The organism is Serratia sp. BNK-10, from assembly GCF_047456065.1.
Lineage (GTDB): Bacteria > Pseudomonadota > Gammaproteobacteria > Enterobacterales > Enterobacteriaceae > Serratia > Serratia ureilytica.
Genome location: NZ_CP179894.1, coordinates 4,754,607 through 4,773,741, shown reverse-complemented (window position 1 = coordinate 4,773,741; position 19,135 = coordinate 4,754,607). Strand labels below are relative to the sequence as shown.

15 protein-coding genes are annotated in these 19,135 nt (G+C 61.2%); 8 read left to right on the top strand and 7 right to left on the bottom strand.

Annotated elements, in window-relative coordinates:
- Positions 1 to 24 precede the first annotated feature (24 nt).
- The 3 genes from metB (at position 25) to metF (ending at position 4,748) form a co-directional block, all read left to right on the top strand.
- Complete coding sequence (gene metB / locus ACMGG9_RS22905) at positions 25 to 1,185, top strand: cystathionine gamma-synthase (RefSeq protein WP_033645215.1); 1,161 nt, start codon at positions 25 to 27, stop codon at positions 1,183 to 1,185.
- A 2-nt stretch (positions 1,186 to 1,187) separates the two neighbouring features.
- Entirely contained in the window at positions 1,188 to 3,623 is a 2,436-nt protein-coding gene (locus tag ACMGG9_RS22900; RefSeq protein ID WP_414161743.1) for a bifunctional aspartate kinase/homoserine dehydrogenase II, read from the top strand.
- A gap of 228 nt (positions 3,624 to 3,851) precedes the next feature.
- Positions 3,852 to 4,748: a methylenetetrahydrofolate reductase gene (gene metF, locus ACMGG9_RS22895; RefSeq protein WP_414161742.1), complete on the top strand. Its 897-nt coding sequence runs from the start codon at positions 3,852 to 3,854 to the stop codon at positions 4,746 to 4,748.
- A 103-nt stretch (positions 4,749 to 4,851) separates the two neighbouring features.
- Here metF and ppc read toward each other — a convergent pair whose 3' ends face one another.
- Entirely contained in the window at positions 4,852 to 7,488 is a 2,637-nt protein-coding gene (ppc, locus tag ACMGG9_RS22890) for a phosphoenolpyruvate carboxylase (RefSeq protein ID WP_004931070.1), read from the bottom strand.
- A gap of 261 nt (positions 7,489 to 7,749) precedes the next feature.
- Complete coding sequence (gene argE / locus ACMGG9_RS22885; RefSeq protein WP_414161741.1) at positions 7,750 to 8,895, bottom strand: acetylornithine deacetylase; 1,146 nt, start codon at positions 8,893 to 8,895, stop codon at positions 7,750 to 7,752.
- A gap of 216 nt (positions 8,896 to 9,111) precedes the next feature.
- Here argE and argC point away from each other — a divergent pair, with 216 nt between their 5' ends.
- The 4 genes from argC to argH all read left to right on the top strand — a co-directional run bounded on the left by argC (position 9,112) and on the right by argH (position 13,599).
- Positions 9,112 to 10,116 carry an N-acetyl-gamma-glutamyl-phosphate reductase gene (gene argC / locus ACMGG9_RS22880; RefSeq protein ID WP_025304655.1) on the top strand — a complete coding sequence of 335 codons (1,005 nt, stop codon included), beginning with the start codon at positions 9,112 to 9,114 and terminating at the stop codon, positions 10,114 to 10,116.
- 20 nt (positions 10,117 to 10,136) lie between these two features.
- Positions 10,137 to 10,910, top strand: a complete 774-nt coding sequence (gene argB, locus ACMGG9_RS22875; protein WP_033645219.1) for an acetylglutamate kinase — start codon at positions 10,137 to 10,139, stop codon at positions 10,908 to 10,910.
- A gap of 25 nt (positions 10,911 to 10,935) precedes the next feature.
- Positions 10,936 to 12,156 carry an argininosuccinate synthase gene (locus tag ACMGG9_RS22870; protein ID WP_004931061.1) on the top strand — a complete coding sequence of 407 codons (1,221 nt, stop codon included), beginning with the start codon at positions 10,936 to 10,938 and terminating at the stop codon, positions 12,154 to 12,156.
- 69 nt (positions 12,157 to 12,225) lie between these two features.
- The gene (gene argH, locus ACMGG9_RS22865; protein ID WP_004931059.1) at positions 12,226 to 13,599 is read left to right on the top strand and encodes an argininosuccinate lyase; all 1,374 of its coding nucleotides are present in this window, start codon (positions 12,226 to 12,228) and stop codon (positions 13,597 to 13,599) included.
- A 33-nt stretch (positions 13,600 to 13,632) separates the two neighbouring features.
- On the opposite strand, the gene ACMGG9_RS22860 is transcribed toward argH, so the two are convergent.
- The 4 genes from ACMGG9_RS22860 to ACMGG9_RS22845 all read right to left on the bottom strand — a co-directional run bounded on the left by ACMGG9_RS22860 (position 13,633) and on the right by ACMGG9_RS22845 (position 16,621).
- Complete coding sequence (locus ACMGG9_RS22860; RefSeq protein WP_033652204.1) at positions 13,633 to 13,959, bottom strand: type II toxin-antitoxin system HicB family antitoxin; 327 nt, start codon at positions 13,957 to 13,959, stop codon at positions 13,633 to 13,635.
- Entirely contained in the window at positions 13,946 to 14,206 is a 261-nt protein-coding gene (locus ACMGG9_RS22855) for a toxin HicA (protein WP_033652203.1), read from the bottom strand. Before ACMGG9_RS22855 ends, ACMGG9_RS22860 begins: the two co-directional genes overlap by 14 nt.
- A gap of 162 nt (positions 14,207 to 14,368) precedes the next feature.
- Positions 14,369 to 15,817, bottom strand: a complete 1,449-nt coding sequence (locus tag ACMGG9_RS22850) for a dihydrolipoyl dehydrogenase (protein ID WP_033645220.1) — start codon at positions 15,815 to 15,817, stop codon at positions 14,369 to 14,371.
- A 72-nt stretch (positions 15,818 to 15,889) separates the two neighbouring features.
- Positions 15,890 to 16,621, bottom strand: coding sequence for a glutathione peroxidase (locus ACMGG9_RS22845; RefSeq protein WP_015379403.1), 732 nt, complete (start codon positions 16,619 to 16,621; stop codon positions 15,890 to 15,892).
- Positions 16,622 to 16,772: 151 nt separating this feature from the next.
- Here ACMGG9_RS22845 and oxyR point away from each other — a divergent pair, with 151 nt between their 5' ends.
- A complete protein-coding gene (gene oxyR, locus ACMGG9_RS22840; RefSeq protein ID WP_033652202.1) occupies positions 16,773 to 17,690 on the top strand; it encodes a DNA-binding transcriptional regulator OxyR in 918 nt (305 codons plus the stop codon).
- On the opposite strand, the gene sthA is transcribed toward oxyR, so the two are convergent.
- On the bottom strand, positions 17,673 to 19,070 hold the full coding sequence (gene sthA, locus ACMGG9_RS22835; protein WP_004931047.1) for a Si-specific NAD(P)(+) transhydrogenase: 1,398 nt from the start codon (positions 19,068 to 19,070) through the stop codon (positions 17,673 to 17,675). The genes oxyR and sthA overlap by 18 nt on opposite strands.
- Positions 19,071 to 19,135: the final 65 nt, after the last annotated feature.

Below are 19,135 nucleotides of genomic sequence, written 5' to 3'. Positions count from 1 at the left end.
CCGAACCGAGAGCCGAGCGAGCCCATGACGCGTAAACCAGCCACGATTGCCGTACGCAGCGGCCTGAACGACGACGAACAGTACGGCTGCGTTGTCCCGCCGATTCATCTGTCCAGCACCTATAACTTTACCGACTTCAATCAACCCCGAGCTCATGACTACTCGCGCCGCGGCAACCCGACGCGCGACGTGGTGCAGCGCGCGTTGGCGGAGCTGGAAGGCGGTGCCGGCGCGGTGATGACCGGCAGCGGGATGTCGGCGATCCATCTGGTGACCACCGTACTGCTGAAGCCCGGCGATCTGCTGGTGGCGCCGCACGACTGTTACGGCGGCAGCTATCGGTTATTCGACAGCCTGAGCAAGCGCGGCGCTTATCGCGTGCTGTTCGTCGATCAAGGCAATGAGGCCGCCCTGCAACAGGCGCTGGCGCAAAAGCCGAAGCTGGTGTTGATAGAAAGCCCCAGCAATCCGCTGCTGCGGGTGGTGGACATCGCGGCGATCTGCGCTGCCGCGCACGCGGCGGGCGCGTTGACGGTGGTGGACAACACGTTCCTCAGTCCGGCCCTGCAACAGCCGATCGAACTCGGTGCCGATCTGGTGGTCCATTCTTGCACCAAATACCTGAACGGGCATTCGGACGTGGTGGCCGGCGCGGTGATCGCCAAAGATCCTGAGCTGGCGGTCGAGCTGGCCTGGTGGGCGAACAACATCGGCGTGACCGGTGGCGCGTTCGACAGCTATTTGTTGCTGCGCGGCATGCGCACGTTGTCGCCACGCATCAAGGCGGCGCAACAAAACGCTGAAGCGATTGTTGACTATTTACAGCAGCAACCGCTGGTGAAAAAGCTGTATCATCCCTCCCTGCCGGAGAATCCGGGGCATGAGATCGCCCGTCGTCAGCAGCGCGGTTTCGGCGCGATGCTGAGTTTTGAACTGGACGGCGATGAAGCGGTGCTGCGCCGTTTTCTCTCTGCCCTTGAGCTGTTTACTCTGGCAGAATCGTTGGGCGGCGTAGAAAGCCTGATCTCGCATGCAGCGACCATGACTCACGCCGGCATGGCGGCGGAGGCGCGGGCAGCGGCCGGCATCTCCGAGAGCCTGCTGCGCATTTCCGTGGGTATTGAAGACAGTGAAGATTTGATTGCCGATCTGGAACGCGCTTTCCAGGCGGCGGCAACGAGGTAAGCATGAATGCAATTGCTGTAGCAGGGCCGGTGAGCGGGCGTCAACTGCACAAGTTTGGCGGCAGCAGTCTGGCGGATGTGAAGTGTTATCTGCGTGTGGCCGGGATTATGGCGGAATACAGCCAGCCGGGCGACATGATGGTGGTATCGGCCGCCGGCAGTACCACCAACCAGTTGATCAACTGGCTGAAGCTCAGCCAGAGCGATCGCCTGTCTGCGCACCAGGTGCAGCAGGCGTTACGTCGTTATCACAGCGATCTTATCAGCGGCCTGTTGCCGCCGGAAAGCGCAGAGCCGCTGATCGCCGAGTTTATTCAGGATCTGGAACGCCTGGCGGCGCTGCTGGACGGCAATGTCGACGAGGTGTGCTACGCCGAAGTGGTCGGGCACGGCGAGATTTGGTCGGCGCGCCTGATGGCGGCGGTGCTCAACCACCTGGACATGCAGGCGGCCTGGCTGGATGCGCGTGACTTCCTGCGCGCCGAGCGCGCCGCACAGCCGCAGGTGGATGAAGGCCGTTCTTACCCGCTGCTGCAACAATTGATGGCCCAACACCCGGGTAAACGCCTGGTGGTGACCGGGTTCATTTCGCGCAACGACGCCGGGGAAACCGTGCTGTTGGGGCGTAACGGCAGCGACTACTCCGCCACTCAGGTCGGCGCGCTGGCCGGCGCTGCGCGCGTCACCATCTGGAGCGACGTGGCCGGGGTTTACAGCGCCGATCCGCGCAAGGTGAAAGACGCCTGCCTGCTGCCGCTGCTGCGTCTGGACGAAGCCAGCGAGCTGGCGCGTCTGGCTGCGCCGGTGTTGCATACCCGTACCCTGCAGCCGGTCTCCGGTAGCGATATCGATCTTCAGCTGCGCTGCAGCTATCAGCCGGAGCAGGGCTCGACGCGCATTGAGCGCGTATTGGCTTCCGGCACCGGCGCCAAGATTGTCACCAGCCACGACGATGTGTGCCTGATTGAACTGCACGTTGCCGCTCAGCATGACTTCAAACTGGCGCAGAAAGAGTTGGATCTGGTGCTCAAGCGCGCGCAGATCAAACCGCTGGCGGTGGGCATCCACCCAGACCGCAACCTGGTGCAGCTGTGCTACACCTCCGAGGTGGTCAACAGCGCGCTGGCGACGCTGCAGGCCGCGGTGCTGCCAGGCGAGCTGCGCCTGCGCGAAGGGTTGGCGCTGGTGGCGATGGTCGGCGCCGGGGTGTGCAAGAACCCGCTGCACAGCCACCGTTTCTATCAGCAGCTGAAAGATCAGCCGGTCGAGTTTATCTGGCAGGCGGAAGATGGCATCAGCCTGGTGGCGGTATTGCGCCAGGGGCCGACCGCGCTGCTGATCCAGGGGCTGCACCAAAGCCTGTTCCGCGCCGAGAAGCGCATCGGTCTGGTGCTGTTCGGCAAGGGCAATATCGGGTCGCGCTGGCTGGAGCTGTTCGCCCGTGAGCAGACCAATATCTCCGCGCGCAGCGGCTTCGAATTTATCCTGGCGGGGGTGGTGGACAGCCGCCGCAGCCTGCTGAACTATGACGGGCTGGATGCCAGCCGCGCGCTGGCATTCTTTGAGGACGAAGCGCAGGAGCTGGATGAAGAATCGCTGTTCCTGTGGATGCGCGCGCACCCGTTCGACGATCTGGTGGTGCTCGACGTGACCGCCAGCGAAGAGCTGGCCGGGCAGTATCTGGATTTCGCCAGCTACGGTTTCCACGTGATCAGCGCCAACAAGTTGGCGGGGGCCTCGTGCAGCGACAGCTATCGCCAAATACGCGACGCCTTCGCCAAAACCGGCCGCCACTGGCTGTATAACGCCACCGTCGGCGCCGGCCTGCCGGTCAACCACACGGTGCGCGATCTGCGCGACAGCGGCGACAGCATTCTGGCGATCAGCGGCATCTTCTCCGGCACGCTCTCCTGGCTGTTCCTGCAGTATGACGGCACGGTGCCGTTCACCGAGCTGGTGGATCAGGCCTGGCAGCAGGGGCTGACCGAACCGGATCCGCGGGTCGATCTCTCCGGCCAGGACGTGATGCGCAAGCTGGTGATCCTGGCGCGCGAGGCGGGCTACGACATCGAACCGAACCAGGTGCGGGTCGAGTCGCTGGTGCCGGCGGGGTGCGAGCTGGGCTCCGTCGATCAGTTCTTCGAGAACGGTGAGGCGCTGAATCAGCAGATGCAACAGCGCTTTGAGGCCGCCAGCGAAATGGGCCTGGTGCTGCGCCACGTGGCGCGTTTCGACGCCAACGGCAAGGCGCGGGTCGGCGTGGAGGCGGTGCGCCCTGAGCATCCTCTGGCCTCGCTGTTGCCGTGCGACAACGTGTTTGCCATCGAAAGCCGCTGGTATCGCGATAATCCGCTGGTGATCCGCGGGCCGGGTGCCGGCCGCGATGTGACCGCCGGCGCGATCCAGTCAGACCTTAACCGATTGGCGCAGCTGCTTTAATCCTCTGCGGGCGCGGGCTCACCGCGCCCCTTGGCTTTTCCTGCCATACTTATCTTTGTCGCGATCATGAAATTCCCTCGTTGAGCGGGTGAGGATTAATCATCTTATTCCCCTCATTTTCCTGTTGACTCTTTAGCCAACATGCGGCATTTTCTATCTAGACGTCTAAACGTATAGACGCTCATCAAGATGAAATAAAAACAGTGATCGATAAGAGGTGAGCAGGGTATGAGTTTTTTCCACGCAAACCAGCGGGAAGCGCTGAATCAGAGTCTGGCTGAGTTGAACGGCCAGATTAACGTATCATTCGAGTTCTTCCCGCCACGCACCAGCGAGATGGAAGAGACCCTGTGGCAGTCGATCGATCGTCTGAGCATTCTCAAACCTAAATTCGTTTCCGTCACCTACGGCGCCAATTCCGGCGAGCGCGATCGCACCCACAGCATCATCAAAGGGATCAAAGAACGCACCGGCCTGGAGGCGGCGCCGCACCTGACCTGCATCGACGCCAGCCCGGCGCAGCTGCGCGACATCGCGACCGATTACTGGAACAGCGGCATCCGCCATATCGTGGCGCTGCGCGGCGATCTGCCGCCGGGCGGCGGCAAGCCGGAAATGTACGCGACCGATCTGGTGGCGCTGCTGAAAGACGTGGGTGACTTCGACATTTCCGTCGCCGCTTACCCGGAAGTGCATCCGGAGGCGAAGAGCGCCCAGGCCGATTTGATTAACCTGAAACGCAAGATCGATGCCGGCGCCATTCGCGCGATTACCCAGTTCTTCTTCGACGTTGAGAGCTACCTGCGCTTTCGCGACCGCTGCGTCGCCGCCGGTATCGACGTGGAAATCGTGCCGGGCATTCTGCCGGTGTCCAACTTCAAGCAGCTGCAGCGCTTCGCCACCATGACCAACGTGCGGGTGCCAAGCTGGATGACCAGCATGTTCGAAGGGCTGGACGACGATGCGGAGACCCGCAAAATGGTCGGTGCCAACATCGCCATGGACATGGTGAAGATCCTGAGCCGCGAAGGGGTGAAAGATTTCCACTTCTATACCCTGAACCGCGCCGAGATGAGCTATGCCATCTGCCACACGCTGGGCGTGCGACCGGTGGCCGCCGCCTGACGGGCTTGCTCCATTGAAAAGGGCGCCGCTTTACCGCGGCGCCCTTTTTTGTGGGGGAGACATAAAAAAACGGCCCCGATAAACGGGGCCGCGATGAGGCTCACTAGCCGGTGTTGCGCATCCCGGCGGCGACGCCGGCGATGGTGACCATCAGCGCCTGCTCCACGCGGGCGTCCGGCTGTTCCTGCTGGCGCGAACGGTGCAGCAATTCGGCCTGCAAGACGTTCAACGGGTCGGTATAGACGTTGCGCAGCGCGATGGATTCGGCGATCCACGGCAGGTCTTCCATCAGGTGCGCATCGTTGGCGATGGTCAGCACCACCTTGATGTCGCTTTCCAGCTGATCGCGCAGCTGTTGGCCCAGCGGCCACAGCGATTTATCCACCAGGCGCTGATCGTAGTATTCCGCCAGCCACAGGTCGGCTTTGGCGAACACCATTTCCAGCATGGCGATGCGGGTGGAGAAGAACGGCCAGTCGCGACACATCGCCTCCAGCTCCGCCTGTTTGCCGGCTTTCACCGCTTCCTGCAATCCGGCGCCGGCGCCGAGCCAGGCCGGCAGCATCAGGCGGTTCTGCGTCCAGGCGAAGATCCACGGAATGGCGCGCAGGCTCTCTACGCCGCCGTTCGGCTTGCGCTTGGCCGGGCGTGAGCCCAGCGGCAGTTTGCCCAGCTCCAGCTCCGGCGTGGCCGCGCGGAAGTAAGGCACGAAGTCCGGGTTTTCACGCACGTAGCCGCGATACATTCGGCAGGAGGTCTCGGACAGGTCGTCCATCAGCGCCCGCCATTCTTTCTTCGGTTCCGGCGGCGGCAGCAGGTTGGCCTCGAGGATCGCGCCGGCATACAGCGCCAGGCTGCTGATGGTGACTTCCGGCAGGCCGAACTTGAAGCGGATCATCTCGCCCTGTTCGGTGACGCGCAGGCCGCCCTTCAGGCTGCCCGGCGGCTGCGACAGCAGCGCCGCATGCGCCGGAGCGCCGCCGCGGCCGATGGAACCGCCGCGGCCGTGGAACAGCGTCAGCGCCACGCCGGCCTTTTCACAGGTTTTGATCAGCGCGTCCTGCGCGCGGTACTGCGCCCAGGAAGCGGCCATCACGCCGGCGTCTTTCGCCGAGTCGGAATAGCCGATCATCACCATCTGTTTGCCTTGGATGAAGCCGCGATACCAGTCGATGTTCAGCAACTGGGTCATTACGTCGTCGGCGTTGTTCAGGTCGTCGAGGGTTTCGAACAGCGGGGCGACCGGCAGCGCGAACGGGCAGCCGGCCTCTTTCAGCAGCAGGTGCACCGCCAGCACGTCGGAAGGCGTGCGCGCCATCGAAATCACATAGGCGGCGATCGAGCCCTGCGGCGCTTCGGCAATCACCCTGCAGGTTTCCAGCACTTCCTGCGTGTCGGCGCTCGGTTGCCATTTCAGCGGCACCAGCGGGCGCTTGGAGTTCAGTTCGCGGATCAGGAACGCCTGTTTATCGGCTTCCGACCAGCTTTCATAATCGCCCAGCCCCAGATAGCGGGTCAGCTCGGCGATGGCTTCGGTATGGCGGGTGCTCTCCTGACGCACGTCGATGCGCACCAGCGGCACGCCGAAGCAGCGCACGCGGCGCAGGGTATCCAGCAGTTGACCATTGGCGATGATGCCCATGCCGCAGGCCTGCAGCGACTGGTAGCAGGCATACAGCGGCTCCCACAGCTGCTCGTTGTTCACCAGCAGGTCGTGCGGTTTCAGCACGCGCTCGCCCTTCAGGCGACCTTCAAGATAAGCCTGGGAACTCATCAGCTGGCTGCGCAGCTGCTTCATGATTTCGCGGTAAGGCTCCTGCACCTCATCGCCGCCGGCGCGGGCGCGCAGCTCAGGGGTGCACTCGGTCATCGACAGCTCGGAGACCAGCACCTGGATGTCGCGGGTAAACAGGTCGCAGGCTTTCCAGCGGCTGAGCAGCAGCACATGGCGGGTAATTTCGGCGGTGACGTTCGGGTTGCCGTCGCGGTCGCCGCCCATCCAGGAGGTGAAGCGCACCGGCACCGCTTCTACCGGCAGGCTGTAATCGATGGAGTTTTCCAGCTGTTCGTTGAATTCGCGCAGGAACGCCGGCACGCCTTCCCACAGGCTGTTTTCCACGACGGCAAAGCCCCATTTGGCTTCGTCGATCGGGGAAGGGCGGTGTTTGCGAATTTCATCGGTGTGCCACGACTGGGCTACCAGCTGGCGCAGGCGGCGCATGATCTTGTTGCGCTCGTAGTCGGCCAGATCGTTGTGATCGAGCTGGCTGAGGCAGGTGTTGACCTCCACCAGCTTGTGGATCAGGGTGCGGCGGGTAATCTCCGTCGGGTGCGCCGTCAGCACCAGCTCGATGGAGAGTTGTGACACCGCGTGCTGCAGCTCTTTGTCGCTGAGCTTTTTGTCTTTGAGGCGGCTGAACAGTTGGGCCAGCGCTTCCGGGTTGCTGGCGGCCTCGCCGTTGGGCGAAATGCTGTGATACTGCTCGGCGACGTTGGTCAGGTTGAGGAACTGGCTGAAGGCGCGCGCCACCGGCAGCAGCTCGTCGTTGGACAGGTTCTGCAGGGTGGAGAGCAGCTCCTGGCGATGCGCTTCGTTGCCGGCGCGTGAGGATTTGGAAAGCTTACGGATGGTCTCAACGCGATCGAGAATATGCTCGCCCAGCGCTTCTTTGATGGTATCGCCGAGCAATTTGCCGAGCATACTGACATTACTGCGCATTGCCGAATATTGTTCGTTCATATAACCCCTGACCCAGTTCTGTATGTATGATTTTTATCTTGTAAATAAATTTCACGCGTCAGGCGCAGACCGCCTGCCTGATCCCATCGCGTTCCTGTCCAATCGTCAATTGACACTATTTTTAGCAAAAAAACATCAAAATCGGCGCATTTTCTGAAATTTAATTACGCCGCGTGGGTTATCAGCGTGGCTTATTTCGCTGCTTTCTACTTATTTTGAGTTAGGGGAAGCATAAAGCATTTCCCCTGTTAAATGTCGGGTTTATTGCCGGCAAAAGTGATTGACCAGCTGGCCCAACAGGTTGCGCGTCGGTTCGATAAACGCGGTGTCGATGTATTCGTCCGGCTGGTGGGCCTGATCGATGGAGCCGGGGCCGAGCACCAGGGTCGGGCATACCTGTTGCACAAACGGCGCTTCGGTGCAGTAGTTGACCACCTGCGTGCGGGTGCCCAGCAGCTCCTCGATCACCGCCACCATGCGGTGGTCGGTCGGGCACTCGTAGCCCGGCACCGACGCGTGCAGCTCTTCGATGGTCAGGCGGCCCGGCCAGCGTTGGCTCACTGGCTCCAGCGCCTGATGCATCAGTTCGTTGATGTTGTCGAGCGTCATGCCGGGCAGCGGGCGGATATCCAGGTGCAGTTCGCAACAGGCGCAGATGCGGTTGGCCGCGTCGCCGCCGCTGATATGGCCGAAGTTCATGGTGGGATAAGGCACGGCGAACGCCGGATTGTTGTAGCGCTCCTGCAGGGTTTTGCGCAGCTCCATCAGGCGGCCAATGGACTCGTGCATCAGATCGATGGCGTTGACGCCGCGCGCCGGATCGCTGGAGTGGCCGGACTGGCCGACGATGCGAATGGCGTTGGCCATGTGGCCCTTGTGTGCGCGCACCGGCTGCAGCGAGGTCGGCTCGCCGATGATGGCGAAATCCGGACGAATGGCGGTAGAGGCGGCGAAGTAACGCGCGCCGGCCATCGTCGTTTCTTCATCTGCGGTGGCTAAAATGTACAACGGCTTGGTCAGCTTGCTCGCGTCGATATCGCGCACCGCATCCAGAATAAAGGCGAAGAAGCCTTTCATGTCGGCGGTGCCCAGCCCGTAGAGCTTGTTGTCGTGCTCGGTCAGGGTGAAGGGATCGCGCGTCCAGCGGCCTTCGTCGTAAGGCACCGTATCGGTGTGGCCGGCCAGCAGCAGGCCGCCGCTGCCTTCGCCGATGCTGGCCAGCAGGTTGAATTTGTGGCGCGACTCCGGCACCGGCTGTACGTCGACGCGAAAGCCCAGGTCGGCAAACCATCCGGCCAACAAGTTGATTAACGCCTCATTGCTCTGATCGAGGCCGGCATCGGTGGCGCTGATTGACGGAGTGGCGATCAACGCCCGGTACAGCTCAATAAATGGAGGTAATTTCATCTTCACTGTTGACAGCCTTAGGTTAGGATAGTATCAATATTCATGCATTTATTTTGAATAAAAATACAGTAAGCCGAAGCGTAAGGGAACCCGATGCCCGGATGTTTATAAAAGCATCAACGCCTGGCTCCGTGGGTGAACGGCGCAACAACGCTGGCTAGCCCTGTTACCTGGGTCGCAAGCGACCGCACGTCAGTTTAGAAGGTGAAAGGCCACATGTTGAATACGCTGATCGTTGGTGCCAGCGGTTACGCCGGAGCGGAGCTCACGGCTTACCTGAATCGCCACCCACACATGAACATAACCGCTTTAGCGGTTTCAGCGCAAAGTGCAGATGCAGGAAAGTTGCTTTCCGATCTCCATCCCCAGTTGAAAGGCATCGTCGATCTGCCGCTGCAGCCGTTGACCGACGTCGCCAAGGCGGCGCAGGGCATCGATGTAGTGTTCCTCGCCACCGCCCATGAAGTCAGCCACGATATCGCACCGGCTTTCCTGGCGGCGGGCTGCGTGGTGTTTGATCTGTCCGGCGCCTTTCGCGTGCAGGACGCCGGTTTTTATAGCCAGTACTACGGTTTCGAGCATCAGCATGGTGCTCTGCTGGAGCAGGCGGTGTACGGCCTGGCGGAGTGGCAGAGCGACAAGATTAAACAGGCGCAGCTGATCGCGGTGCCGGGCTGTTACCCTACGGCGGCGCAGCTGGCGCTGAAACCGTTGATCGAAAAACAGCTGCTGAATCTGGATCAGTGGCCGGTGATCAACGCCACCAGCGGCGTTAGCGGCGCCGGGCGCAAGGCCAGCATGACCACCAGCTTCTGCGAAGTGAGCCTGCAGCCATACGGTATTTTCACTCACCGGCACCAGCCGGAGATCGCCGCGCACCTCGGCGTGCCGGTCATCTTTACGCCGCACCTGGGCAATTTCCCGCGCGGCATCCTTGAAACCATCACCTGCCGTCTGAAAGCCGGCGTGACCGCGCAGGACGTCGCGGCCGCCTATCATGCCGCCTATGACGACAAGCCGCTGGTGCGGCTGTACGACCAGGGCGTGCCGGCGCTGAAAGCGGTGGTGGGGCTGCCGTTCTGCGACATCGGTTTTGCGGTGCAGGGCGAGCATCTGATCGCCGTGGCGGTGGAAGACAATCTGCTGAAAGGCGCGGCGGCGCAGGCGGTGCAATGCCTGAATATCCGTTTCGGCTTCCCGGAAACCCAATCACTCCTTTAAACCAGCGTGAGTAAACAGCAATGAACCCGTTAATTATCAAGTTAGGTGGCGTGTTATTAGACAGTGAAGAAGCGCTGGAGCGTCTGTTTACCGCGTTGGACAGCTATCGGCAGCAGCACCAGCGCCCGCTGGTGATCGTGCACGGCGGCGGCTGCGTGGTGGACGAACTGATGAAGCAGCTCGCTTTGCCGGTGGTGAAAAAGAACGGCCTGCGGGTCACGCCGGCCGATCAGATCGACATCATCACCGGGGCGCTGGCCGGCACCGCCAACAAAACGCTGCTGGCGTGGGCGATTAAACACCAAATCAACGCCGTCGGCCTGAGCCTGGCGGACGGCGGCAGCGCGGTAGTGACCCCGCTCGATCCGGCATTGGGCCACGTCGGCAACGCGCAGCCCGGTTCGCCCGCGCTGCTCAATACCCTGCTGGGCGCCGGCTACCTGCCGGTTGTCAGCTCCATCGGCATCACCGCCGAAGGGCAGTTAATGAATGTGAACGCCGATCAGGCGGCGACGGCGCTGGCGGCGACGCTGGGGGCGGACCTTATCCTGCTGTCGGACGTCAGCGGCATCCTCGACGGCAAGGGCCAACGCATTGCGGAAATGACGGCGCAAAAAGCGGAACAACTGATCGCGCAAGGCATCATCACCGATGGTATGGTGGTGAAGGTGAATGCGGCGCTCGACGCTGCCCGCACCCTCGGCCGCCCGGTGGATATCGCCAGCTGGCGCCATGCCGATCAGCTTCCTGCTTTGTTTAACGGCGTGTCGATTGGCACCCGGATCCTCGCTTAATTTTAGAATTAGAAAGGAATAGATCATGCAAAACCAAGGCATCAAAAAAATCGTTCTGGCGTACTCCGGCGGCCTGGATACCTCGGCCATCATTCCATGGCTGAAAGAGAACTACGGCGGCTGTGAAGTGGTGGCGTTCGTGGCGGACATCGGCCAGGAGCGCAGCGATCTGGAAGGCGTGGAGCAAAAAGCCCTGCAGTCCGGTGCCTCTGAATGTCACGTGGTCGATCTGCGTGAAGAATTTATCCGCGATTACGTTTATCCGGTGCTGCAGACCGGCGCCCTGTACGAGGGCAGCTACCTGCTGGGCACCTCGATGGCGCGGCCGATCATCGCCAAGGCGCAGGTCGAGCTGGCGTTGAAAGTGGGCGCAGACGCGCTGTGCCACGGCGCGACCGGCAAAGGCAACGATCAGGTGCGTTTCGAAACCACCTACACCGCGCTGGCGCCGCAGCTGAAAGTGGTAGCGCCGTGGCGCGAGTGGAACCTGCGTTCCCGTGAAGCGCTGCTGGATTACCTGAAAGAGCGCAATATCCCGACCACCGCATCGCTGGAGAAAATCTACAGCCGCGATGAGAACGCCTGGCACATCTCCACCGAAGGCGGCGTGCTGGAAAGCCCGTGGAACGCGCCAAACAAGGATTGCTGGGTATGGACCGTCGATCCGCAGGAAGCGCCGGACCAGCCTGAGCAGGTGACCGTTACCGTCGAGAAAGGCCGCGTCGTGGCGGTTAACGGTAAAGCGCTGTCGCCGTACCAGTGCCTGGAAACCCTGAACGCGCTGGGCGCCAAGCACGGCGTCGGCCGGATCGACATCGTGGAAAACCGTCTGGTGGGCATCAAATCCCGCGGCTGCTATGAGACCCCGGGGGGCACCATCATGGTGGCGGCGCTGCGCGCCATCGAGCAGCTGGTGCTGGATCGCGACAGCTTCAAATGGCGCGAGCAGCTGGGCCTGGAGATGTCCTATGTGGTGTACGACGGCCGCTGGTTCGCGCCGCTGCGCCGCTCGCTGCAGGCCTCTGCCGAAGCATTGGCTGAAGAGGTGAACGGTGAAGTGGTGCTGCAGCTGTACAAAGGCCAGGTGACGGCGACCCAGAAAAAATCCGCCAACAGCCTGTACTCCGAAGAGTTCGCCACCTTCGGAGAAGACGAAGTTTACGATCACAGCCACGCGGGCGGCTTTATCCGCCTGTTCTCTCTGTCTTCACGCATCCGCGCGTTGAACGAGAAAAAGAATAAATAACCGATTGGCGTGACTCTGCAAGGGCGCAGCATGCTGCGCCCTTTCGCATAAAAATTCAGGAGTAAAGGTATGGCACTTTGGGGCGGACGGTTCACTCAGGCGGCGGATCAGCGGTTCAAGCAACTCAACGATTCACTGCGGTTCGATTATCGCCTGGCGGAGCAAGATATCGTGGGCTCGGTGGCCTGGTCGAAGGCGCTGGTGACCGTTAACGTGTTGACGGCAACGGAGCAACAGCAGCTGGAGCAGGCGCTGAATGCCTTGCTGACGGAAGTCCAGGCCGATCCTTTGGCGATCGTCCAAAGCGATGCCGAAGACATCCACAGCTGGGTGGAGCAGAAGCTGATCGAGAAGGTCGGCGATTTGGGTAAGAAGCTGCACACTGGCCGCAGCCGCAACGATCAGGTCGCGACCGATCTGAAGCTGTGGTGCAAACAGCAGATCGGCGATCTGCATCAGGCGATCGTCCAGCTGCAGCAGGCGCTGGTGGAGACCGCCGAAGCCAACCAGGATGCGGTGATGCCGGGGTATACCCATCTGCAACGCGCGCAGCCGGTGACTTTCGCGCACTGGTGCCTGGCCTATGTCGAGATGCTGGCGCGCGATGAAAGCCGCCTGCAGGATACCCTGAAACGGCTGGACGTCAGCCCGCTGGGCAGCGGCGCGCTGGCCGGCACCGCGTATCCTATCGATCGCGAGCAGCTGGCCGGCTGGCTGGGTTTTGCCTCGGCGACCCGCAACAGCCTGGACAGCGTATCCGATCGCGATCACGTGCTGGAGCTGCTGTCCAACGCCGCCATCAGCATGGTGCACCTGTCGCGCTTCGCCGAAGATCTGATCTTCTTCAACAGCGGCGAGGCGGCGTTTGTCGAGCTGTCTGACCGCGTGACCTCCGGCTCTTCGCTGATGCCGCAGAAGAAAAACCCGGACGCGCTGGAGCTGATCCGCGGCAAGTGCGGCCGCGTACAGGGCGCGCTGACCGGCATGATGATGACGCTGAAAGGCCTGCCGCTGGCGTACAACAAAGACATGCAGGAAGACAAAGAAGGGCTGTTCGACGCGCTCGACACCTGGATGGACTGCCTGCAGATGGCGGCGCTGGTGCTGGACGGCATTCAGGTGAAGCGCCCGCGCTGCCGGGAAGCGGCGGAGCAGGGTTATGCGAATGCCACCGAGCTGGCGGACTACCTGGTCGCCAAAGGCGTGCCGTTCCGCGAAGCGCACCATATCGTCGGTGAGGCGGTGGTAGAAGCCATTCGCCAGGGCAAACCGCTGGAAGCGCTGCCGCTGGCGGATTTGCAGCAGTTCAGCGCGACGATTGGCGACGATGTCTATCCGATCCTGGCGTTGCAATCCTGCCTGGACAAACGTGCGGCCAAAGGCGGCGTCGCGCCGCAGCAGGTGGCCGCGGCCATCGCCGCAGCGAAACAGCGTTTGGCTTGACGACGAGGGCGGCCTGGCGCCGCCCTTGAACCTTTACCCCGCCAGGCGTGCGCAGAGATAACGGTTCAGGCTCACGCCTTCTTCCATCGCGCCGATCGCCAGCCGGCGATGCTGTTCCGGCGTCATGCGCAGCACCAGTTTGCCGCTGAAATTTTTCTCCGCCAACGCCTGCGGCGGCGTTTCGCCTTGTGCCAGCATGTCGGCGATCGTTTCGCTCACCACTTTCTCGATACCCTCCAATGCGCCGGTACGCGTGGCGGCCAGCCAGGACAACGAGGGGAATTCGGCGCACAGCCCGACATATTCACGGTCTTGCGCTGACCAGGTGATGCGATAGGTATAGTGTTCATGCTTTTCCATGTTCTTCCTCCATTCTGGCCAGTGCGGCGATGACCTGCTTAACCTGATATGCCTTGGCCGCGCCGTTGTTGCCGCGTTGGATATTGATGCGCGGATCGCCTGGCCAGGGCATGCGATAAACGTGATGGCTGCTACCGTTTATGCGCGGCGGCCCAAACCATCGCACGCAGATTTTCGCTAACTCGGCGAATTTGATGCTGTTCTGCCGCTGTTGCAAATCAGCGATGTCATCCCTGATCTCGTTCATGCTGCCTCCATTTTAGTATTATTATTGATATCACTTCAATATCAAAGCATAAAAAATGAGCGCAGGAGGGCCGTGAGGCAAGAGGAGGGAGGAAAATCTGGAAAGCGCTGCGCAAAAAAACCGGGCCTGAAGGCCCGGTAGGTGTGAATGGAGAAGGAGGCGTTATTCGCCCGGACAGCGCTGACAGCGCTCGATTTCGGCCGTGCCGAGTTTGAGCTTCGCCTGCAGGTCGCGCAGCGCAGTGCGCAAGCCTTCTTCGATCACCGGATGATAGAACGGCATGTCCAGCATCTGATCGACGGTCATCTGCTGTTGGTGCGCCCAGGCTAACAGGTGCGCAATGTGTTCGGCGTCCGGGCCGATCATTTCCGCGCCGAGGAAACGGCCGGTGCCTTGCTCGCCGTAAACGTGCAGAACGCCCTTGTTGCGCAGCATCACCCGCGAGCGGCCCTGATTCTCAAACGAGACCTTGCCCACTTCAAAACAGCCGCAGGCGCTGAACTTCTCGCTCAGCTCGCGGAAGGTCGAGCCGACCATGGCGATCTGCGGATCGGAGAACACCACCGAAATCGCGCTGCGGCGCAGACCCGGATTGATCTCCGGGAAGCTGCCGGCATTGGCGCCGGCGATGCGCGCCTGATCGCTGGCCTCATGCAACAGCGGCAGCTGGTTGCTGGCGTCGCCGGCGATAAAGATATGCGGCACGCTGGTTTGCATCGTCAGGCGGTCGGCCAGCGGCACGCCTCGAGCGTCGAGCTGCAGGCCGGTATTTTCGAGGCCCAGCCGATCGACGTTGGGGCGGCGGCCGGTGGCGGCCAGCACGTAGTCCACCAGGATCTCCTGCGACTGGCCCTGCAGATCCTGATAGCGGATAAATACGCGGTCGCCTTCGCGCTGCATCATCTCCACTTTCACGTCGGCGTCGAGGTAGAACTCTTCCCCCAGCGCCTTCGCAGCGTAATCGCGCACGGCGCTGTCGGTCAGCGGCCCGACGGCGCCGCCGATGCCGAAGACCTTGGTGTCGACGCCGAGGCGGTGCAGCGCTTGCCCCAGCTCCAGCCCGATCACGCCGGGGCCGAATACCGCCACGGACTGCGGCAAGTCATCCCAGTTGAACAGATCGTCGTTGACGATCAGGCGATCGCCCAGTTCATTCCACGGCGCCGGCCAACTGGGGCGAGAGCCGGTGGCGATCACGATGCGCTGCGCCACGATGCGCGTATGGTCATCGACCTGCAGCGTGTTGTCGTCGATAAAGCGGGCATAGCCCTGAATTTTGTCGGCGGCCGGGATCTCGTCCACGCCTTCCAGCACGAAGCCGACGAAACGATCGCGTTCGCGTTTGACGCGCGCCATCACCTCGCGTCCGTCGATACGCGTTTTGCCGGTTGGGTGCACGCCAAAGCCCGGCGCACGTTCGATTTGATGCACCGCTTCGGCGGCGGCGATCAGTAATTTGGATGGCATGCAGCCAACGCGCGCACAGGTGGTGCCGTACGGCCCGCCTTCAATCATCACCACGCTGGGGGTAGACAGTTTGGCCGCGCGATAGGCGCCGAGCCCTGCGGTGCCGCCGCCGATGACCGCGACATCAACGTTCAACAGTTTCATATCCGCTCCTGAAAGGTAAAAAAAGGGCGGGCCGTAGCCCGCCAAAGTTCACGTTGGCTTTGTTATTACTTATTAAGCTGACAGGAATGTTTCCAGATCGTCGCTGCCGCCGATGTGACGGCCGCCGATGAAGACCTGCGGCACCGTGGCGCGGCCGCTGACGGCGCGCAGGCTGACGGTGGTGGCGTCTTTGCCCAGCACGATCTCTTCATACTGAATGCCGCGCTCTTGCAGCATCTGCTTGGCTTTGGCGCAGAATGGGCAGCCCGGTTTGGTGAACAGGGAGACCGATTCCTGCACTTTGAATTCCGGCGCCAGGTATTTCAGCATGGTGTCGGCGTCGGACACTTCAAACGGGTCGCCCGGCTTGTTCGGCTCGACAAACATTTTCTCGACCACGCCGTTGCGTACCAGCATCGAGTAGCGCCATGAACGAGGGCCAAAGCCCAGATCCGCTTTCTCGACCAGCATGTTCATGCCTTTGGTGAATTCACCGTTGCCGTCCGGCACGAAGGTGATGTTTTCCGCATGTTGGTCGGCTTTCCAGGCGTTCATGACGAAGGTGTCGTTCACGGAGACGCAAAGAATGCTGTCGACGCCGTGCTGCTTGAATACGCTGGACAGTTCGTTGTAGCGCGGCAGGTGGCTCGAAGAACAGGTCGGCGTGAACGCGCCCGGCAGCGAGAAAACAATGACGGTTTTGTTTTTGAACAGGTCATCAGTGGTCACATCAATCCATTGGTCGCCCTGACGGGTGTGGAAAGTAACCTGAGGAACTTTCTTGCCTTCTTGACTGGTAAACATTGATTAACCCCTTAATTAGGAAAAGTAATTTTTAGCATTTAGCGCGATATCGCTTCGTTGGGACACATTATTGTCGCTGGGACTTGATAGATCTAATCGCTCATTGCTATCTTATCTATCGCCATGAGCTATCATGGAATGGAGGGAAACAATGAATATTCGTGATTTAGAGTATCTGGTCGCCTTGGCCGAGCACCGGCACTTCCGCCGCGCGGCCGATTCATGCCATGTAAGCCAACCCACGCTGAGCGGGCAGATCCGCAAGCTGGAAGACGAGTTGGGCGTCATGCTGCTCGAACGCACCAGCCGCAAGGTGCTGTTCACCCAGGCGGGTCTGTTGCTGGTGGAGCAGGCGCGTACCGTGCTGCGAGAAGTGAAAGTATTGAAGGAGATGGCCAGCCAGCAGGGCGAAGCCATGTCCGGACCGTTGCACATCGGCCTGATCCCGACCGTGGGGCCTTATCTGCTGCCGCAGATCATCCCGACGCTGCACAAAACGTTCCCGAAACTGGAAATGTACCTGCACGAAGCGCAAACCCATCAGCTGCTGGCGCAACTCGACAGCGGCAAACTGGACTGCGCCATTCTGGCATTGGTTAAGGAAACCGAGGCGTTTATCGAAGTGCCTTTGTTCGATGAACCGATGAAGCTGGCGGTGTACTCCGATCACCCGTGGGCGCAGCGCGAGCGCGTGCCGATGCCGGATTTGGCGGGTGAGAAACTGCTGATGCTGGAGGATGGCCACTGCCTGCGCGATCAGGCGATGGGCTTCTGCTTCCAGGCGGGCGCGGACGAAGATACCCACTTCCGCGCCACCAGTCTGGAAACGCTGCGCAATATGGTCGCGGCCGGCAGCGGCATTACCCTGCTGCCGTCACTGGCGGTACCGCCGCAGCGCGAACGCGACGGCGTCTGCTATCTGGATTGCTACAAGCCGGAGCCGAAGCGCACCATCGCGCTGGTGTACCGCCCCGGCTCCCCTTTGCGCAGCCGTTATGAGCAACTGGCCGAGGCGATCCGCGAACACATGCAGGGCTACATCGACAGCGCGTTAAAACAGGCGGTTTAAGCCGTTTAGCGCCGCCACCCGGTAGGCTTCGGCCATGGTCGGATAGTTGAAGGTCGTATTAACGAAATACTCGATAGTATTGCCTTCACCTTTCTGTTCCATGATCGCCTGGCCGATGTGGATGATCTCCGCCGCACGCTCGCCGAAGCAGTGGATCCCAAGGATCTGCAGGGTGTCGCGATGGAACAGGATCTTCAGGCTGCCGACGTTCATCCCGGCTATCTGCGCGCGCGCCAGATGCTTGAACTGGGCGCGGCCCACTTCATACGGCACCTTCATCGCGGTCAGTTCCTGCTCGGTTTTGCCGACGGAGCTGATTTCCGGAATGGTGTAGATGCCGGTCGGGATATCTTCGATTAAGTGACCGCTGGCTTCGCCGGAGGCGATCGCCTGCGCGGCGATGCGGCCTTGATCGTAGGCGGCGGAAGCCAGGCTCGGATAGCCGATCACGTCACCGACCGCATAAATGTGCGACAGCGCGGTTTGATACATGCTGTTCACTTTCAGCAGCCCGCGGCTGTCCGACTCCAGGCCGACGTTCTCCAACCCTAACGAATCGGTGTTACCGGTACGGCCGTTGGCGTACAGCAGGCAGTCCGCTTTCACCTTCTTGCCGGACTTCAGGTGCACGATCACGCCGTCTTCGGTGCCTTCGATCTTCTCGAACTCTTCGTTGTGGCGGATCACCACGCCGTTGTTCCAGAAGTGGTAAGAGAGCGAATCCGACATCTCCTGATCGAGGAACGCCAGCAGGCGATCGCGGGTGTTGATCAGATCGACCTTGACGTTCAGGCCGCGGAAGATGGACGCATACTCGCAGCCGATCACCCCGGCGCCGTAAATGATCACGTGGCGCGGTTCGTGGCTCAGCTCGAGAATGGAGTCGCTGTCGTAGATGCGCGGGTGATTGAAATCGACGCTGGCCGGATGGTAAGGACGCGAACCGCAGGCGATCACGATGTGATCGGCGCGGATGGTGTCCTGGGTGCCGTCCATGTAGCTGACGCTGACGGTGTTGGCGTCGATGAAGCGCGCGTCGCCGGCGAACAGTTTGCACTGGTTCCGCTCATAGAACCCTTGGCGCATTCGGGTCTGCTGGCTGATGACGTTATCGGCGTGGCGTAAAATGTCAGGGAAGGTCGCGCTGAGCGTGCGCGAGTTGTTGTAAAGCGGGTTCTGGTTGAATTCGATAATGCGGCTGACGGCGTGGCGGAGGGCTTTGGAGGGGATGGTGCCCCAATGGGTACATCCGCCGCCTACGTTATTGTACCGTTCGATAACGGCCACGCGGGCGCCTTGTTTCACCAGCCCCATGGCGGCACCTTCACCACCAGGGCCCGAGCCAATCACAATGGCATCAAATTGATAGTGCTGTTGCATGTAGGAGAGACCTGTTTTTTTATACAAGATTACAACGGTATCTTAACATCATAGCGCTGCTCACC

What these genes read in the sequence shown, in the direction of transcription:
- ppc (WP_004931070.1), bottom strand. Translation starts at nt 7,488, where the DNA reads ATGAACGAACAATATTCGGCAATGCGCAGTAATGTCAGTATGCTCGGC.
- ACMGG9_RS22860 (WP_033652204.1), bottom strand. Translation starts at nt 13,959, where the DNA reads ATGGAAAAGCATGAACACTATACCTATCGCATCACCTGGTCAGCGCAA.
- argC (WP_025304655.1), top strand. Translation starts at nt 9,112, where the DNA reads ATGTTGAATACGCTGATCGTTGGTGCCAGCGGTTACGCCGGAGCGGAG.
- ACMGG9_RS22850 (WP_033645220.1), bottom strand. Translation starts at nt 15,817, where the DNA reads ATGAAACTGTTGAACGTTGATGTCGCGGTCATCGGCGGCGGCACCGCA.
- ACMGG9_RS22845 (WP_015379403.1), bottom strand. Translation starts at nt 16,621, where the DNA reads ATGTTTACCAGTCAAGAAGGCAAGAAAGTTCCTCAGGTTACTTTCCAC.
- oxyR (WP_033652202.1), top strand. Translation starts at nt 16,773, where the DNA reads ATGAATATTCGTGATTTAGAGTATCTGGTCGCCTTGGCCGAGCACCGG.
- metF (WP_414161742.1), top strand. Translation starts at nt 3,852, where the DNA reads ATGAGTTTTTTCCACGCAAACCAGCGGGAAGCGCTGAATCAGAGTCTG.
- ACMGG9_RS22855 (WP_033652203.1), bottom strand. Translation starts at nt 14,206, where the DNA reads ATGAACGAGATCAGGGATGACATCGCTGATTTGCAACAGCGGCAGAAC.
- argE (WP_414161741.1), bottom strand. Translation starts at nt 8,895, where the DNA reads ATGAAATTACCTCCATTTATTGAGCTGTACCGGGCGTTGATCGCCACT.
- ACMGG9_RS22900 (WP_414161743.1), top strand. Translation starts at nt 1,188, where the DNA reads ATGAATGCAATTGCTGTAGCAGGGCCGGTGAGCGGGCGTCAACTGCAC.
- argH (WP_004931059.1), top strand. Translation starts at nt 12,226, where the DNA reads ATGGCACTTTGGGGCGGACGGTTCACTCAGGCGGCGGATCAGCGGTTC.
- metB (WP_033645215.1), top strand. Translation starts at nt 25, where the DNA reads ATGACGCGTAAACCAGCCACGATTGCCGTACGCAGCGGCCTGAACGAC.
- sthA (WP_004931047.1), bottom strand. Translation starts at nt 19,070, where the DNA reads ATGCAACAGCACTATCAATTTGATGCCATTGTGATTGGCTCGGGCCCT.
- argB (WP_033645219.1), top strand. Translation starts at nt 10,137, where the DNA reads ATGAACCCGTTAATTATCAAGTTAGGTGGCGTGTTATTAGACAGTGAA.
- ACMGG9_RS22870 (WP_004931061.1), top strand. Translation starts at nt 10,936, where the DNA reads ATGCAAAACCAAGGCATCAAAAAAATCGTTCTGGCGTACTCCGGCGGC.